The organism is Kitasatospora sp. NPDC022785 (assembly GCF_055561295.1).
On the sequence record NZ_JBVHHB010000017.1, the window covers coordinates 63,219 to 78,696 of the forward strand.

Genomic DNA, 15,478 nt, shown 5'->3' on the forward strand with positions numbered 1-15,478 from the left:
CGCGCACCTGCCGCCGATCCGGCCATGGCCCCTCCCCGAAGTCTCCCCTGCGACGACCTTCCCGGCCGCCGGGACACAACTTAGGTCCGACCCAGTGATTGGGTCAAGCACAATTTCTGTGTTCGACCCAGCGAGGTTGCGCTAGGCTCACGTCCATGACCGAGGGCACCCCGAATCTGCGAGAGCTCAACAAGCGCCGCACCCGCCAGGCGATCTCGCACGCCGCGACCCGGCTGTTCATCGAGCGGGGCTTCGACCGGACGACGATCGCCGAGGTCGCGGCCGCAGCCGGCGTCGCCAAAATGACCGTCACCAACCACTTCCCGCGGAAGGAGGACCTGGTCCTCGACCTGCACGAGGAGATCGTCGCCGGGCTCGCCCGGACGGTCGCCCGGCGGGCGCCCGGCGAGTCCGCACTGGCCGCGCTGCGCCGGGAGTGCCTGGCCGCGATCGACCGGCACGACGCCGCGCTCGGGTTCTCCGGCCCCGCCTTCGCCCGCACCATCGCCGAGAGCCCCGCGCTGGTCGCCCGCCTGCGCGAGATCCACGAGCAGAGCGAGGACGCCCTCGGCACCGCCCTCGCCGAGGCCACCGGCACCCCGCCCGCCGACCTCACCGCCCGGCTCGCGGCCGGCCTGCTCGCCGCGGTCCACCGGACACTGTTCGCCGAGGTGTTCCGCCGCGTCCTGGCGGGCGAGGAGTACGAGCCGATAGCCGACGCCATCCGCCCGGCCGCCGGCCGCGCCTTCGACCAACTGCAGAGCGCCCTCGGCGGATACGCGGTCCGGCCGGCGCCGTGATCGAGACCTGCCCCGGGACAACCGCCCTGAGCAGCGACGACAGGCGGCAGCGCCGCCGCGGCCCTTGACGAAAGGTTGACCTGCCCACGGCAGAAAGTTGGGCAGTGCCGACCCTATGGTCGGCGCATGCCCTCACAGCCCCTCAGGCGGACCGCCCTGCCGGTCCTGCCCTACCGCAAACCCACGCCCGGCCGGGACTACTGGGTGATCAACGACGTCCTGTCCGATCCCGACGCCGTCCGCGAGCGCGTGCTGGCCCGCGGCGAGTGGACCGAGGGCTACCCCTACCGTCCCGAGGCGTGGCCGGGGCTGCGCACCATGCCCGGGCTGGAGCCCGACGAGCTGGCCCGGGTCGAGGCACTGGTCCGCAAGGCGACCGGAGCCTCCCGGCTCTGGGTGCAGAGCACGCCCGGCGGCGGGACGCTCAACCACAACTGCGTCCAGGTCGTCGGCGCCGGGGAGTCGACCTCCCGCCCGCACACCGACTCCCGCGCGCTCTGCCGCTACGCCGCTGTGCTCTACCTCAGCCCCGGTGCCCCCAAGGACGCCGGGACCAGCTTCTACCGCCAGCAGTTCCCGGGCGGCCGGCTCGGCGGCAACCTGGTCAACGCGCCGCACAACAACCTGGTGGAGGCGCTCGGCACCCGCCACGTCCCCGGCGACGCGTTCACCGAGGACGTCCGCGTCCCCAACCGCTACAACCAGTTGCTGCTCTACCACGCCAACCTGATCCACAGCGCCACCACGTACTACGGCACCGAACTGGAGGAGCGGCGGATGACGGCGGTCTTCTTCTGGATGGCCTGACCCGCGGTTACGCATGGCCTGACCCGCGGTTACGCGTGGCCGGACCCGCGGTTACGCGTGACCGGACCCGCGGTTACGCGTGACCTGACCCCACGGTGACGGCTGACCGGACCGCAGCCGGGGGGACCGGACCGGGCGGACCGCAGCCGGCCGGGCCGGGCGGACCGCAGCCGGGCAGGCCCCGCAGACCTCACGAGCCGAGCGGACCGGGCAGGCCTGACGGACCTGACGCGCCGGGCAGGCCGGACGGCCCGTTCACGAAGCGGCGGCCACCAGCTCACGCGGCGCGCCGTGGGCCAGCCCGACCCTGGTCAGCGCGGCGGCGAGGCGGTCCAGGTCCCCGGGCGGGACCAGCTCCGCGAGACCCTCCGGGGACTCCGGGAGGCCCAGCTCAGCCGCCACCGCGAGGGCGCGCCCGTCGAAGAAGGGCCGCAGCTCCGGCCAGACGGCCTGGGCCTCGCGGCAGAAGATCCCGGCGCCGACCGGCCCGATCCGCGGGAACTCCTGGAGCAGTTCCACGACCCGCCCGGGTACGCCGTCCGCCTCGGTCCGCAGGCGCCGGAGATCGCCGTGCCAACGGTCGAGCAGGAGGTCGGCGCCCCGGCCGAGGGCGGTGGCGGTGCTCTCGTCGTACCGGACGTAGTGGGCGCGCCCGAGGGCCTCCACCCGGGACCGCCAACTCGCCCCGGTCATCGCGCGCGGCGTCCGCAGGCCCGCCGCGAAGAGCTCCCCGGCGGCGGCCACGGCGGTGGCGGCGCCGATCCGTACGGAGCAGAGCACGGTGAGGACGAGCAGTTGGTAGAGCGGCGCCGGGGTGTCGCGCAGCGCGATACCGGCCTCCTCGGCGTAGGTGCGGCCGTACCGCTCCAGCAGGGCGGCGACGGTGCGGTCCTGGTCCATGGCACGCCTCCCTCCCCCGGCACCTGCCCGGGTTGACGCCGTCCATGCACGGGGAGGGTGCACCCATGGAAACGCAACCACCCTCGCAGCCGGCGACCGAGGCGGTGCGGCCCGAGTGGGCCGCCATCGACCGGATGGCGACGCTCGATCTCCTCCGGCTGATGAACGCCGAGGACCGCACCGTCGCCGAGGCGGTGAGCGGCCGGCTGCCGGACGTGGCGGCCGTGGTCGACGCGGTCGCCGCCCGGATGGGGCGGGGCGGCCGACTGCTCTACGCCGGCGCGGGCACGGCCGGTCGGCTCGGGGTGCTGGACGCGAGCGAGTGCCCGCCGACCTTCGGCACCTCACCCGACCAGGTGGTCGGCCTGATCGCGGGCGGGCCGCCGGCCCTGGCGGGCGCCGTCGAGGGCGCGGAGGACCGCACCGACCTTGCCGTCGCCGACCTGGAGGCGCTGGCGCCGACGCCGGCCGACAGCCTGGTCGGCATCTCCGCCTCGGGGCGGACGCCCTACACGGTGGCGGCCGTCCAACGGGCCCGCACGGCCGGGGCGCTGACGGTGGGGCTGGCCTGTGCCCGGGGCTCCGCCCTGGTGGCGGCGGCCGAGCTGGGCATCGAGATCGAGGTCGGGCCCGAGGTGGTGGCGGGCTCGACCCGGCTCAAGGCGGGCACGGCACAGAAGCTGGTGCTGAACCTGATCTCCACCGCCGTCATGGTCCGGCTCGGCAAGACGTACGGAAATCTGATGGTCGACGTCCGCGCGGGCAACGAGAAGCTCCGGGACCGGGCACACCGCATCGTCGCCGGGGCCACCGGCGCCGACGAGGCCACCGTCCGGGCGGCACTGGCCGCGACCGGCGGCCGGGCCAAGGACGCCGTCCTGGTCGTCCTCGCCGGGGTGGACGCGCCGACCGCCGGCCGGCTGCTCGCCGCCTCGGGCGGACGGCTGCGCGAGGCGCTGGAATCCCTGCCGCCAGGGGCCCGGCCGAGGGGCTGACGCCGGCCACCGCGCCGACCGCGTGCGTACTGACCTCCCGGTCGGTGCCGATCAGCGACAGATGGGGACGGCGGCGCCGGCGCCGTTGAGAGTTCGGATGACCGGGGCGGTCTCGATGGACCGGATGGCATCGAGTGCGGCCACGCGTTCGGTGAGGTAGCGGCACAGGTCTTCGGCGTCGTGGCAGCGGACGGCGGCCACGAGGTTGCTGGGGCCTGTGGTCATGGCGGCGAAGCAGACCTCGGGGTGGTCGGCCGTCGTTCGTGCCACGTCGGCGAGCCCGGAGGGCTTCACGGACATCCCCAGCCGTGCTTCGACGGGGAAGCCGAGCGTCGCTGGGGCGATGTCGACGGCGAAGGTGAGAACGCCGGCCCGGCGCAGTGCGTCCAGCCGACGTTTGGCCGTGGAGTCCGCACTGTCCATGACGGTTTGCGAGTTCGGCGTAGCCGACCCGTCCGTCACGAGCGAGGATCTCCAGCATGGCCCGGTCCTGCTGGTCGAGGGCGACCGGCTCGGCAGCGGAGGACGCAGGCGCGGGACGGAGCCTGTGGACCTGCTCCTCGGTGAGCCACGCGGATCCCGCCCAGGTGCCGGGCAACGCGGTGGCCCGCACCAGGAGGTGTGCGGAGACGGCGGTGACGCGGCTGGTGCGGGGGAGCTTGCCCAGTAGGCCGGCGCCACCTCGTGACGGCGCCGCCTCGTGACGGCGCCGCCTCGTGACGGGGCCGCCTCGTGACGGGGCCGCCTCGTGACCGGGGCCGACGGCCTCCCGCGCGGACGGGAGTGGCCGGCCGAGGTCGGCGCCGGCGGACCGCGCATGTTTGGGATCCCGGGCAGCGGCCAGCCGCTGACCATGGACACCTTCGCGCACATCTCCCCGTGGTCCCGGCGGCTGCGTGGCGCCCTGGACGCGCCGGCGGGCTGGGACTTCCTGGACGCTCCGGCCGGGCCGCTGCACGACGCGGTGACGGCACTTCCGCTCGGGCCGTTCCGCGACGTCCTGCACGGCGTCCCGCTCGGGCACCCGCTGCACCCGGCCCTGGTGCAGGTGCCGCTCGGCTGCTGGTTCTCAGCGGGTCTGCTCGACCTGACCGGCGGGGACCGCCGGGCGGCGGGCCGGCTGGTCGCCGCGGGCCTGGTCACCGTCGGCCCCGCCGCCCTGGCGGGCTGGGTCGACTGGGCCCGGCTGGATCCGCCGCGACGACGGACCGGTCTGGTGCACGCGGTCTCCAACACGACGGGGGTCGTGCTGTACGCGGCTTCGCTGGTGGCCCGCTGTCGCGGCCACGGGTTTCACGGGCGGCTGCTCGGCCTGGCCGGGCTGGCCGCCGTCTCGGCCGGTGCGGCGCTCGGCGGCCACCTCTCCTACCGGCAGGCGGCCGGGCCGAACCGGGCGGCGGCGGTGCACCGGCTGGCGCCCGCGGACTGGGTGGAGCTGGGCGGGGTCGAGGAGTTCCCGCCCGGTGAACCGGTCCGCCGGAGGGCCGGTGGGGTGGACGTCGTCGTGGTCGCCTCCGGGGACGGCTTCGCGGTGCTCGCCGAGCGCTGTTCACATCTCTCCGGCCCGCTCGCGGAGGGCACGGTGGTGGACGGGTGCCTGCGCTGTCCGTGGCACGGCAGCACGTTCCGGCTCGGTGACGGCGAGGTCGTGCGCGGGCCGGCCACCGCCGCGCAGCCGGTGTTCGAGACCCGGGTGCGCGCCGGCCGCCTGGAGGCCCGGCTCCCGGGCGCAGGCTGACGGAGCCGGGCGCGCGGCCGGTGCGGTCCCGACCGGCCGCGCGCCCGGCTGACGGCTGACGCCCCGCCGGGCCGCTCACGCAGAGCCGCTCACCCACTGACGGGCCGCTCAGGCACCGCCGGGCCACGCCCCGAGGAGTCGCTACGCCTCCTGGGCGTCGAGCCAGCTCAGCAGGACGGTCCGCTCGGCCGGCGTGCCCGGCATGGTGGCGGGGTCCTTGGCCCACCGGCGGATCCGTTCGACGGTCTCGCGATCGAGGTCCATGTAGAGACGCCAGTGTGCGCGCGGATGGCAGTTCGGGTCACGCGGCTCCTGGCAGTGGTCGCAGTGGGTGAAGAAGGCGTCCACCAGGCGGTACACGATCTCGTCGGACATGGACGGGGTACTTCCTCACTCTCGGGCTCCGGCACCGCGGGCCTGCCCGGGCCGGCGGCGGTGTGCTCCTTCCAGGGTGCGCGGCAGGCCCCCCGCAACGGCCGGTGCGAACGGCCCGTGCAGCCGGGACCAACGTCCCGACCGCACGGAACACTCGGCTTACGACGCCGCGCCGGCGTCGCCCCCGCCGCCGGGAGCGCCCCGGAGCCGCATCGCGCCCAGCGCGAGGAGCGCCGTGACGCCGCCCAGCACCATGACCGTGGGGGTCGAGGCGGCGTCCACCACGGCCCCGCCAGCCAGCGCACCGAGCGAGATCGTCGCCTGGAAGGAGGCGGTGAACAGCACGGATGCGGCCTCGGGGGCGTGCGGTGCCGCCGCCAGGAACCAGGTCTGCGAGCAGACCGGCACCGCGCCGTACGCGAATCCCCAGACGAGCAACAGCAGGAGTGCACCCGGCCGGCCGGTCCCGAGGACGGGGAGCAGCAGCGTCGCCGCGGCGAGCAGGCCGGCGGCGGCGGTGAAGGTCGGGCGCAGGGCGCGGCGGGCCCGCGGGCCGGCGGCGAAGGTGCCGGCGATGCCCGCGGCGCCGTATGCCAGCAGGGCCGCGGTGATGAACCCCGGGCCGGCATGGGCCTCGTCGGCGAGGAACGGGGTGATGTACGTGTAGCTGCCGAAGTGCGCGGTCACGACGAGGCGGGTGACGAGCAGGCCGGTGCGGACGCGGGTGTCGCCGAGCAGCCCGCGCAGGACGGCGAGCCGGGTGGCGTGCAGGGGTGGCAGCGGGGGCAGCGTCAGCGCGAGCGCGGCGGCGACCAGCAGGGAGAGGGCCGCCATCGCGAGGAAGGCCGTCCGCCAGCCGGTGAGGTCGCCGAGGTAGACCCCGGCGGGGACGCCGAGCACGGAGCCGAGCGGGACGGCGGAGAAGATCACGGCGGTGGCGACGGCCCGGTGCCGCTCGGCGACGAGGCGGTCGGCGAGGCCCGAGCCGATCGACCAGAAGGCGCCGATGACCAGTCCGACCAGGATCCGGGCGAGCAGCATCGTCCAGTAGGCAGGCGCGAGCGCACTGAGCAGGTCGGCCGCGGCGAGCACCAGCATCAGGGCCCAGAGCATGGGGCGGCGGTCGATCCGCGCGGTGGCGGCGGTCACGGTCGGGGCGGCGAGGGCGGCCAGCAGGCCGGGGATGGTCATCATCAGTCCGGCGGCGCCGTCCGAGATGTGGAAGGTCGCGCCGATCGGGGTGAGCAGGCCGATCGGCAGGATCTCGGTGGTGACGAGGGAGAAGATCCCCGCGGTCAGGGCGAACACGGCGGGCCGGCCGCTCAGCGGCGGACGGGCGGTGGGATCGGCACGAACGGTCCGGGCTGTTCGGGCGGGCAGAGGGGAGGCGGCGGAGGCGGCGCAGGCTGCGGTGGAGGAGGAGGCGGCGGACATGGTCCCGTCCTGTCGGGGTGGCGGTGGTCACCCCGAGTCCAGCAGCCTGCCCCCACCGGGCTCCGGCGCATTTGCGACCCGGACGTCCGGCCCGACGGTGAGGTCGCAGAACCGCTGCTCCCCCGAACGCCGAAACAAGTCCGCTCCCCCGGAGAACCGAGGAACGGACGCTCCCCCGGCAGGACGATCCTCTCCCTCGAATGGGAACGCGAAAGGGAACGCGAAAGGGAACGCGCAAGGGAACGCGGAAGGGAGCGCGAAAGGGAAGAGGCCCGGTACCCGTGGGGGTGGGTACCGGGCCGTTCGAGGGAGGGCGGGTCAGCGCCTGCGGGTCAGCGAGCGCGTGTCAGCGCCCGGGTCACCGCCCGGGTCATCCGCGGCCGGAGGACTTCTGGGTGCGGCGCGAGACCGAGTCGAGCACCACGGCGGCGAGCAGGACGGCACCGGTGATCATGTACTGGATCGCCTGTGCGGCGTGGACCATGTCCAGGCCGGTGGTGATCGACTGGATGACCAGGATGCCGAGCAGCGCGGACCAGGTCTTGCCGCGTCCGCCGAAGAGGCTGGTGCCGCCGATGACGGCCGCCGCGATGGCGCTCATCAGGACGTTCCCGCTGCCGAGCGTCTTGTCGGCGGAGCCCTGCTGCGAAGCGATGAACAGACCGCCGAGGCCGGCCAGGCCGGCGGAGATCATGAACACCGAGATGCGGACCCGGGCCACGTTGATGCCCGCCCGGCGGGCCGCCTCGATGCCGCCGCCGACGGCGAAGATCTGCCGGCCGTAGGAGGTGCGGCGCAGTACGAAGTCGGTCAGCACGACCACGCCCAGCAGGATGACCAGCGGCAGTGGCAGGCCGCGGTCCTGGTTGAGCATGTAGGCGCCGACCAGGGCGAGCACGGCGAGGGCGCCGGTGCGCAGCGCGATCTCACTGGTGCTGCGCGCGGGCAGGCCGGCGGCGGTGCGGCGGCGGGCGTCCAGCAGCTGCCCGGCGAGGAAGACAGCGATGGCGAGGAGCGCGAGCAGCCAGGCGTAGACGATGTCGCCGTCGCCGATGAAGTAGGTGTCGAGGTTGGCGACGACGCCGTCGTTGATGTTGTTGACGGTGCCGAGCTTGCCGAGCACATAGTCCTGCAGGCCGCTCCAGGCGAGCATGCCGGCCAGGGTGACGACGAAGGCGGGCACGCCGATCTTGGCGAAGAAGAAGCCGTGCAGGGCGCCCATGGCCACCGCGGTGGCAAGGGCGAGCAGGATCGCCAGGCCTTCGTTGAGGCCTTCCCGTACCGCCAGGACGGAGGTGACGGCGGCGCAGACGCCGGCGAGGGAGCCGAGCGAGAGGTCGATCTCACCGAGCAGCAGGACGAACACCACGCCGACCGCGATCAGGCCGGGCCCGGCGATCCACTTGGTGATGTTGGTCAGGTTGTCGGCCTGCAGGAAATGGCCGGTGACGCTCTGGAAGATGACGGCGATCAGGACCAGGCCGATGACGACCGGCAGCGAGCCGAGATCACCGCTCTTGATCTTGCGGCGGAACTCCTCCAGGTAGCCGGCGAAGCCGCCCTGGCGGACCAGCAGCCGGGGGTCGGTCGCCGGTGCGGCGGAGGTTCCTCCCGCGGCCGGGGTGGGGGTGGTCTGGCTGGTGCTCACTTCGCTTCCTCCGCTATGCGTGCCTGGCGCCGGGTGACGGCGTTGTCGGTGGCGCCGGTGATGGCGGAGATGATCTCCTCGTGCGAGGTCCCGGCCACCGGGAAGACCCCGTTGTTGCGGCCCAGGCGCAGGACGGCGACGGTGTCGGCGACCGCCTTGACGTCCGCCATGTTGTGGCTGATCAGGATGACGCCGAGGCCGCGCTCGCGCAGCCGCTCGACCAGGTCGAGGACCTGCGCGGTCTGCTCGACGCCGAGGGCGGCGGTCGGCTCGTCCAGGATGACGATCTTGGGGTCGCCGACCAGGGCACGGGCGATGGCGACGACCTGGCGCTGTCCGCCGGAGAGCGCGGCGATCGGGATCCGCACGCTGGGGATCCGGATCGAGAGGGTGTCCAGCAGTTCCTTGGCGCGCCGTTCCATGGCGACCTCGTCCAGCGTGCCGTGGCGGCGCAGTTCACGGCCGAGGAAGAGGTTGGCGACGACGTCGAGGTTGTCGCAGAGCGCGAGGTCCTGGTAGACGGTGGCGACGCCGAGCGCCTGGGCGTCCTGGGGGCGGCCGATGCGCACGGCGCGGCCCTCCCAGCTGATCTCGCCCTCGTCGATCGGGTGGACGCCGGCGATCGTCTTGACCAGCGTGGACTTGCCGGCGCCGTTGTCGCCGACCAGCGCGACGACTTCGCCGGCGTGGACGTCGAGGTCGACGTCGGTGAGTGCCTGGACGGCGCCGAAGCGCTTGGAGACCTCGCGCAGCGCCAGTACGGGTGCGCCTGTCACGTGAACCATCTCCTGCGGGGTAGTGCGTGGGGTGGGGTGGGGTTCGCGCAGGGCGGCGGGCCGGCGCTCCCCGGATGGGACGGGGAGCGCCGTGGCCACTGCTCCTGGCGGGCGCGTTACTTGATGCCGGCGGCGGTGCAGGCGGCGGCGAAGTCGGCGGTGCAGATGTCCGCGGCCTTGTAGAGGCCGTCGGCGATGACGGTGTCGTTGATGTTCGCCTTGGTGACGACCTTGGGCTCCAGCAGCTTGGCCGGGATGGCCTTGTCGGTGTCGCTGTCCACGCTCACGGAGGCGACGGACCTGACGTCCTTGCCCTGCAGCAGGTTGACGGCGAGTTCGGCGGCGCTGTCGGCGAGCGGCTTGTACGCCTTGTAGATGGTGTACGCCTGGTCGCCCGCGACGATCCGCTGGACGGCGTCGAGGCCGGCGTCCTGGCCGCCGACCGGCACGCTGATGCCGGCGGACTTCAGCTGGGTCACGATGGCGCCCGCCATACCGTCGTTGGCGGAGTAGACGGCCTGGAACCCGTCCTTGCCGAACTGGGTGATGGCGGCGCCGATCTTCTGGCCGGCCACGGTGGGCTTCCACTCACCGGACTGCTCGTAGACGACCTTCTTGACCTTGCCGTCGAGGGTCTTGTGCGCACCCTCCTTGAACTTCGCGGCGTTCGGGTCGGCCTCGTCGCCGTTGATCATGACGATGTTGGAGTCGGCGGCCTTGGCGCCGAGCGCGTCCAGCAGGGCCTGGCCCTGGAGCTCTCCGACCTTCTCGTTGTCGAACGAGACGTAGGCCGAGACCGGGCCGGTGGCCAGGCGGTCGTAGGCGACGACCTTGACGCCCTTGTCGGCGGCCTCCTTCACCCAGGACTGGGTGGACTTGGCGTCGAAGGCGTCCAGGATGATCACCTTCACACCCTGGGTGATCAGGGTGTCGAACTGCTGCTTCTGCTTGGCGGCGCTGCCCTCGGCGTTGCTGTACTGCACCTTGCAGTCCGGGCAGAGGGACTTGACCTTGGCCTCGATGAAGGGCCGGTCGAAGGACTCGTAGCGCGTGGAGGAGGCGTTCTCCGGGAGCAGCAGGCCGATGGACTTGGTGTCACCGGAGCTCGCGGTGTCCTTCTTGTCGCCGCCGGCCTTGCCGCAGGCTGCCATGGACAGGGCCATCGAGACCGCAGCGGTGCCGATGACGAGGCGGCGCGTCATTGCGTTCATGTGGGGGGTGCCTCCCTGACGGTGCCGCAACGCTGCGGCGGGGTGGGAGGAGTAAATCCGCCGCCGCGGCATGACGTCAATAAGTAAATCCAACGCCGGGCAAGTCGAGGGCTTTTCGTTATCTTCATGAACACCTATCCGCGATTGAAACTTGGAGGAACCTCCGAGTACCAATCTGACAGGGCATGACAGAACGGACGAATCGGCACGCCCGACCGCTGTGACCTGGTACGGACCTGAGGGGGTCGGAGCAGGACCAGAGCATCACGACTTCTTCGCGCGCTCTCCACATTCTCTTGACAAGGACAGGGCAAGTCACGTCTTGCGTTCAAGAGTTTGAGCGGAGAGCGCGAAACAACCGCCCCACCCGCCTCAGTCGGCACCGGATTCACCCGCGACGCGGGCGCGGTAGCGGCCCGGTGTGGTGCCGAAGAGGCGGCTGAACGCGTGCGAAAGGGCGTACGGCGTGCTGTAGCCCACCCGGCGGGCGATCGCGTCCAGCGGATCGTCGGTCTGCCGGAGCAGGGTGGCGGCGCGGGTCATCCGCCACCAGGCGAGGTATGCCATCGGCGGCCGGCCGACCAGGGCGGTGAAGCGCCGGGTGAGCGTGGCACGGGAGACGCCGGCCTCGGCGGCGAGGTCGTCGGTGCTCCAAGCCCGGGCCGGGTCCTCGTGCACGGCCCGCAGCGCGGCGGCCACCACCGGGTCGCCGAGCGCCGCCGGCCAGCGCCCGCCGGACGTGGGAACGCCGGGCGTGGGACCGCCGGGCGTGGGACCGCCGGAGGTGGGACCGGCCGCCTCGGGCGGCGATGCCGACCGGTCGGCCCCGGACTCCTTCGTCAGCCAGGCCCGCACCATGTACACCAGCAGCAGGTCGATCAGGCTGGGCACGGCCAGCGCCGAGCCGGCCCGGTCCGCGACCAGCTCGCCGCCCAGCAGGTCCACGGCAGCCCGAAGCTGGGGGTGGCTGCCGACCCGGTTCGGCAGGTGGACGACGTCCGGTAGCTCCTGCATCAGCGGGTGCGTGCGGCTGTGGTCCAGCCGGTACTTGCCGCAGAGCAACTCGGCGACGGGACCCGCCTGTTCGGGGGCACCGGCGGGCGGGGTCGGGACCGGGCGGCCGGGGCCGAGCAGCCGGTCGACGGAGACCGCCCGCGCGGCCTCCGCCGGCTCCAACGGCGCGCTCGCGATCACATGGCCCGTCCCGTGCGGCAGCAGCACCGCGTCCCCCGAGCCGAGGCTCACCGGCGCGCCACCGTCCGGCAGCAGCCAGCAGCCGCCCTCCAGCACCACGTGGAAACCGGCCCCGTCGTACCCGGGGATCCGCGCGCACCACCGGCCCCCCACCCGCAGCCGGTTGGACGACGGCTGTCCGATCCGCACGGCGGCAATCGCGTCACTGACCACATCCATGGGCTCATGCTAGTCCGTACGGTGCATGACTGAGCCGCTCCCGTATCCGGACGAGCGGTTCGCGCATTGAGCAGCTCACCCGCTGCTCCCTAGGCTCAGGATCAGCGGAGGCGAGAGCGCCGCCGCAGGACCTCGCGGGGAGAGACACCATGGAGCGGATCGTGCTCGGCGACGCCGAGATCATCAGGGTGGTCGAGTGGCAGGGGCCGTTCGTACCGGCCCCTGCCCTCGTGCCCGGGGTGGCGGCTGCCACCTGGAAGGAGAACGAGCACTGGCTGGCACCCGACCACTGGGAGCCGTCCACCGACAGCTACGTCGGAACACTGCAGACCTGGGTCATCCGCCACGGAGGCCGGACCGTGCTCGTGGACACGGGCGTGGGCAACGGACGCGAGCGCCCGAACTCGCCGCAGTTCCACCACCGGCAGGGTGACTTCCCCGGCCGGCTCGCGGCGGCGGGCGTACGACCGGAGGAGGTCGACGTGGTGGTCAACACCCACCTGCACGCCGACCACGTCGGCTGGAACACCGTCGACCAGGGCGGTACGTGGGTGCCCACCTTCCCCAACGCCGTCTACCTCATGCCGGCCGCCGACCACGCCGGCCTCGCCGCCGCCACCGATCCGCAGGACGACCGGTACCAGATGTTCGCCGACAGCGTCCTGCCGGTCCAGCAGGCCGGGCAGGCGGTGCGCTGGGAGGGCACCCACCGGATCGACGACGCACTCACCCTGGAGGCCGCGCCCGGCCACACCCCCGGCTCCTCGGTGCTCCGGCTCGCTTCGCGCGGCGAACGAGCCGTGTTCGTGGGCGACTTGCTGCACAGCCCGGTACAGCTCCTGCACCCCTCCTGCAACAGCTGCTTCTGCGAGGACCAGGCCCAGGCCGCGACAAGCCGGCTGCGCGTCCTCGAACGGGCTGCGGACAAGCTCGAGTTGGTGATCCCGGCGCACTTCGGTGGCACGGGAGCCGCCGAAGTGCGGCGCGACGGTTCGGGGTTCACCGTCTCCCGCTGGATGGCCTGAGGAGGGGCCGCCCCGGCCCGGCCCGGACCCCCGTGCCGGGCCGGCCGGGCCGGGAACCGGAACCGGCCCCGTCCGCACCGGCCCCGGTCAGCGCCGGATCGCGTCGACCACCCGGGAGAGGTCCTGCTCGGCGACGTCCGGGTGGGCGAGCAGGACGTCCCGGACGGCGGTGAGGACGGGGCCGCCGCCGGCCAGGGCGAGGTCCTTGGCCGCCAGCCGGACCGGGAAGTCGGAGTCCTCGCTGCGGGCGCGCGCCACCGCGCCGGCCAGCGGACCCCGGGAGAGCGCGCCGAGGGCGAGCTCCTCCGGCAGGCCAAGCGAGTCGGCCAGCGCGAGCGCCTCGCCGACCACCGCGACCGCCCCGACCATCGCACCGATCACGACGAGCTTGAGGGCGGCACCCGCACCGGGGCCGCCGCAACGCACCACCGTGCCGAAGACGTCGAGCACCGGCTGCGCGCGGTCGAGGTCCTCGGTCCGGCCGCCCGCCAGCACGGTCAGGCCGCCGGCGGCAGCCGGGCCGACGCTGCCCAGCACCGGCGCGTCCACCAGGGCCACCCCGTCGGGCAGGCGGCCACGAAGAGCAGCCGTGGCGTCCGGACCGATGGACGACATGTCGATCCAGAGCGTGCCGGGTGCCAGCTCCGCCGCGAACTGCCCGGCCACCGACTCGACCGCCGCCGGGTCGGCCAGCATGGTGATGACGACGCCGGCGCCGGCGACGGCCTCAGCGGGCGTCGCCGCCGCATCGAGCCCCTCGGTCTTGGCGGGGCTGCGGTTCCACACCGTCAACGGGTGTCCGGAGGAGGTGAGTCGACGGGCCATCGGCAGGCCCATCCGGCCGAGTCCGAGAAATGCGATCTTTTCCATGGCCTCCACGCTAGGGAGGGCAAAGACAGGCGACAAGCGAATGTCTCGCATGGTAGCCATGCGGAATGGACATGTCCTGGCTCGAAGTCTTCCGCACCGCCGCCCGCCTGGGCTCATTCACCGCCGCCGGTGAGCGACTCGGGTTCACCCAGTCGGCGATATCCCGTCAGATCTCGACCCTGGAGGCAGAGTTCGGGGTCGTCCTGTTCGACCGGCTGGCGCGCGGAGTCCGGCTCACCGAGCACGGACGCACGCTGCTGCCGCACGCGGAGGCGCTGCTCGACCGCCTCGACGGCACCCGGCGGGAGCTGGCCGCCCTGGCCGGGCTCAACCTCGGCCGGCTGCGGGTCGGCGCCTTCGACAGCGCCAACGCCGCCCTGGTGCCGGGAGCGCTGGCGGCCTTCCGGGCCGCCCACCCCCAGGTCTCGATCTCGCTCACCGAGGGGCTCTCGGCCGCCCTGCTCGACCGGCTGCGGGAGGGCGACACCGACCTCGCGGTGGTCGTCGGCCCTCCCGAACAGCTCTACGACGCCGAGGCGTTCGACCTCCGGCCGCTGGTCGAGGACGTGGTCCTGGTGGCGCTCCCCCGCGACCACCCGCTGGCCGGCCGCAGCCGCCTGCGGCTGGCCGAACTCGCCGAGGAGAACTGGATCGCCGGCAGCCGCAACGTCGAGTCCACCCTGCTCGCCGCCGGACTGCGCAGCGGGTTCCGGCCCCGCATCGAATACGTGGTGGCGGGCTGGACCGCCAAGTTGGGCCTGGTCGCCGCCGGGCTGGGGCCCACCCTCATCCCGTCGCTGGCCGCGCGCGCCGCACGACCCGACGTCGCCCTGGTCGCCCTGCACCCGGAGGACACCCCCGTCCGCCTGGTGCAGACCGCCACCCGCCGCGGCCAGTCCCTGCCACCGGCGATCGCCGCCTTCCTCGACATCCTCCGGGCGGCGGCAGGAGCACCGGGAGCACCCGGGTCGGCACAAGCACCGGGAGCGGCAGAACCAGCGGGAGCAGCCGGAGCACCGGTCCTGCCGTGACGCCGGGCCCGCGGCCGCGCCCGCAGCCAGGCCCGCCGCCGGCGGCAGAAGACAGGCGCTACGCCCGACCGACCCGCACCCCGCCGAGCAGGCCCCAGGCGTCCACCCGGACGGTCGGGCCGCCGGGCTCGGTCGGCCCGTCGTCGCTCACCCCGCCGAGGCGCAGGCCGCCCACCACCACGCGCACGTTCGGCCGGACGGTGAGGCGCACCCCGCCTATCAGGCTCAGCTTGGTGATCCGCAGCTCGGCGCCGTCCGGGAGGTCCACGTCGGTCAGATCGACGTCCGCGCCGCCGATCAGCGAGGCCGTCACCGTTCGCTCGTGGATGGTCTTCCCGGCCAGCCGGTGACCGCCGATGATGCTCACGTGGAGGTCGGTCCGGTCGTTGTCCTGCTCGATGCTCTTCGTCATGCCCCTACGGTAGGGCTCCCGCCTCGCCGCCCGGCAGTGTGTC

Annotated in this window: 16 protein-coding genes; 6 read left to right on the forward strand and 10 right to left on the reverse strand. The window is 73.6% G+C overall.

Annotation, left to right across the window (positions count from 1 at the left end; all coding sequences use genetic code 11):
• The first annotated feature begins 155 nt into the window (after positions 1–155).
• Both ACZ3YO_RS24590 and ACZ3YO_RS24595 read left to right on the forward strand, forming a co-directional pair.
• A complete protein-coding gene (locus ACZ3YO_RS24590; RefSeq protein ID WP_465572944.1) occupies positions 156–800 on the forward strand; it encodes a TetR/AcrR family transcriptional regulator in 645 nt (214 codons plus the stop codon).
• Positions 801–926: 126 nt separating this feature from the next.
• Positions 927–1,607: a DUF6445 family protein gene (locus ACZ3YO_RS24595; protein WP_331741229.1), complete on the forward strand. Its 681-nt coding sequence runs from the start codon at positions 927–929 to the stop codon at positions 1,605–1,607.
• Positions 1,608–1,862: 255 nt separating this feature from the next.
• Here the strand turns inward: ACZ3YO_RS24595 and ACZ3YO_RS24600 are convergent, their stop codons facing one another.
• Positions 1,863–2,507 (reverse strand): endonuclease, encoded by a 645-nt coding sequence (locus ACZ3YO_RS24600; protein ID WP_465572946.1) that lies wholly within the window; start codon positions 2,505–2,507, stop codon positions 1,863–1,865.
• 65 nt (positions 2,508–2,572) lie between these two features.
• Here ACZ3YO_RS24600 and murQ point away from each other — a divergent pair, with 65 nt between their 5' ends.
• A complete protein-coding gene (gene murQ / locus ACZ3YO_RS24605; RefSeq protein WP_465572949.1) occupies positions 2,573–3,502 on the forward strand; it encodes an N-acetylmuramic acid 6-phosphate etherase in 930 nt (309 codons plus the stop codon).
• Positions 3,503–3,553: 51 nt separating this feature from the next.
• Here the strand turns inward: murQ and ACZ3YO_RS24610 are convergent, their stop codons facing one another.
• Positions 3,554–3,925 carry an Lrp/AsnC family transcriptional regulator gene (locus tag ACZ3YO_RS24610; RefSeq protein ID WP_465572951.1) on the reverse strand — a complete coding sequence of 124 codons (372 nt, stop codon included), beginning with the start codon at positions 3,923–3,925 and terminating at the stop codon, positions 3,554–3,556.
• A 394-nt stretch (positions 3,926–4,319) separates the two neighbouring features.
• Between ACZ3YO_RS24610 and ACZ3YO_RS24615 the strand changes: the two genes are divergently transcribed.
• Positions 4,320–5,240: a Rieske (2Fe-2S) protein gene (locus ACZ3YO_RS24615; protein ID WP_465572954.1), complete on the forward strand. Its 921-nt coding sequence runs from the start codon at positions 4,320–4,322 to the stop codon at positions 5,238–5,240.
• 141 nt (positions 5,241–5,381) lie between these two features.
• Here the strand turns inward: ACZ3YO_RS24615 and ACZ3YO_RS24620 are convergent, their stop codons facing one another.
• The 6 genes from ACZ3YO_RS24620 to ACZ3YO_RS24645 all read right to left on the reverse strand — a co-directional run bounded on the left by ACZ3YO_RS24620 (position 5,382) and on the right by ACZ3YO_RS24645 (position 12,097).
• Complete coding sequence (locus tag ACZ3YO_RS24620; protein WP_465552286.1) at positions 5,382–5,615, reverse strand: hypothetical protein; 234 nt, start codon at positions 5,613–5,615, stop codon at positions 5,382–5,384.
• Between the two features lie 159 nt (positions 5,616–5,774).
• A complete protein-coding gene (locus tag ACZ3YO_RS24625) occupies positions 5,775–7,049 on the reverse strand; it encodes an MFS transporter (protein ID WP_465572958.1) in 1,275 nt (424 codons plus the stop codon).
• A 370-nt stretch (positions 7,050–7,419) separates the two neighbouring features.
• Positions 7,420–8,697: a sugar ABC transporter permease gene (locus ACZ3YO_RS24630; protein WP_465572961.1), complete on the reverse strand. Its 1,278-nt coding sequence runs from the start codon at positions 8,695–8,697 to the stop codon at positions 7,420–7,422.
• Positions 8,694–9,482 carry an ATP-binding cassette domain-containing protein gene (locus tag ACZ3YO_RS24635; protein ID WP_331741217.1) on the reverse strand — a complete coding sequence of 263 codons (789 nt, stop codon included), beginning with the start codon at positions 9,480–9,482 and terminating at the stop codon, positions 8,694–8,696. Before ACZ3YO_RS24635 ends, ACZ3YO_RS24630 begins: the two co-directional genes overlap by 4 nt.
• A gap of 107 nt (positions 9,483–9,589) precedes the next feature.
• A complete protein-coding gene (locus ACZ3YO_RS24640) occupies positions 9,590–10,684 on the reverse strand; it encodes a sugar ABC transporter substrate-binding protein (RefSeq protein ID WP_465552292.1) in 1,095 nt (364 codons plus the stop codon).
• Between the two features lie 372 nt (positions 10,685–11,056).
• Positions 11,057–12,097: an AraC family transcriptional regulator gene (locus ACZ3YO_RS24645; protein ID WP_465572965.1), complete on the reverse strand. Its 1,041-nt coding sequence runs from the start codon at positions 12,095–12,097 to the stop codon at positions 11,057–11,059.
• Between the two features lie 149 nt (positions 12,098–12,246).
• Between ACZ3YO_RS24645 and ACZ3YO_RS24650 the strand changes: the two genes are divergently transcribed.
• Positions 12,247–13,122, forward strand: coding sequence for an MBL fold metallo-hydrolase (locus ACZ3YO_RS24650; RefSeq protein ID WP_465572968.1), 876 nt, complete (start codon positions 12,247–12,249; stop codon positions 13,120–13,122).
• Positions 13,123–13,209: 87 nt separating this feature from the next.
• On the opposite strand, the gene ACZ3YO_RS24655 is transcribed toward ACZ3YO_RS24650, so the two are convergent.
• Positions 13,210–13,992, reverse strand: a complete 783-nt coding sequence (locus tag ACZ3YO_RS24655; RefSeq protein ID WP_465572971.1) for an NAD(P)-dependent oxidoreductase — start codon at positions 13,990–13,992, stop codon at positions 13,210–13,212.
• A gap of 71 nt (positions 13,993–14,063) precedes the next feature.
• Here ACZ3YO_RS24655 and ACZ3YO_RS24660 point away from each other — a divergent pair, with 71 nt between their 5' ends.
• The gene (locus ACZ3YO_RS24660; protein WP_465572974.1) at positions 14,064–15,023 is read left to right on the forward strand and encodes a LysR family transcriptional regulator; all 960 of its coding nucleotides are present in this window, start codon (positions 14,064–14,066) and stop codon (positions 15,021–15,023) included.
• Positions 15,024–15,081: 58 nt separating this feature from the next.
• Here ACZ3YO_RS24660 and ACZ3YO_RS24665 read toward each other — a convergent pair whose 3' ends face one another.
• On the reverse strand, positions 15,082–15,435 hold the full coding sequence (locus tag ACZ3YO_RS24665) for a hypothetical protein (RefSeq protein ID WP_465572977.1): 354 nt from the start codon (positions 15,433–15,435) through the stop codon (positions 15,082–15,084).
• Positions 15,436–15,478 lie beyond the last annotated feature (43 nt).

Coding starts and splice junctions, on each gene's coding strand:
- ACZ3YO_RS24590 (WP_465572944.1), top strand. CDS start 156: ATGACCGAGGGCACCCCGAATCTGCGAGAGCTCAACAAGCGCCGCACC.
- ACZ3YO_RS24595 (WP_331741229.1), top strand. CDS start 927: ATGCCCTCACAGCCCCTCAGGCGGACCGCCCTGCCGGTCCTGCCCTAC.
- ACZ3YO_RS24600 (WP_465572946.1), bottom strand. CDS start 2,507: ATGGACCAGGACCGCACCGTCGCCGCCCTGCTGGAGCGGTACGGCCGC.
- murQ (WP_465572949.1), top strand. CDS start 2,573: ATGGAAACGCAACCACCCTCGCAGCCGGCGACCGAGGCGGTGCGGCCC.
- ACZ3YO_RS24610 (WP_465572951.1), bottom strand. CDS start 3,925: ATGGACAGTGCGGACTCCACGGCCAAACGTCGGCTGGACGCACTGCGC.
- ACZ3YO_RS24615 (WP_465572954.1), top strand. CDS start 4,320: ATGTTTGGGATCCCGGGCAGCGGCCAGCCGCTGACCATGGACACCTTC.
- ACZ3YO_RS24620 (WP_465552286.1), bottom strand. CDS start 5,615: ATGTCCGACGAGATCGTGTACCGCCTGGTGGACGCCTTCTTCACCCAC.
- ACZ3YO_RS24625 (WP_465572958.1), bottom strand. CDS start 7,049: ATGTCCGCCGCCTCCTCCTCCACCGCAGCCTGCGCCGCCTCCGCCGCC.
- ACZ3YO_RS24635 (WP_331741217.1), bottom strand. CDS start 9,482: ATGGTTCACGTGACAGGCGCACCCGTACTGGCGCTGCGCGAGGTCTCC.
- ACZ3YO_RS24640 (WP_465552292.1), bottom strand. CDS start 10,684: ATGAACGCAATGACGCGCCGCCTCGTCATCGGCACCGCTGCGGTCTCG.
- ACZ3YO_RS24645 (WP_465572965.1), bottom strand. CDS start 12,097: ATGGATGTGGTCAGTGACGCGATTGCCGCCGTGCGGATCGGACAGCCG.
- ACZ3YO_RS24650 (WP_465572968.1), top strand. CDS start 12,247: ATGGAGCGGATCGTGCTCGGCGACGCCGAGATCATCAGGGTGGTCGAG.
- ACZ3YO_RS24655 (WP_465572971.1), bottom strand. CDS start 13,992: ATGGAAAAGATCGCATTTCTCGGACTCGGCCGGATGGGCCTGCCGATG.
- ACZ3YO_RS24660 (WP_465572974.1), top strand. CDS start 14,064: ATGTCCTGGCTCGAAGTCTTCCGCACCGCCGCCCGCCTGGGCTCATTC.
- ACZ3YO_RS24665 (WP_465572977.1), bottom strand. CDS start 15,435: ATGACGAAGAGCATCGAGCAGGACAACGACCGGACCGACCTCCACGTG.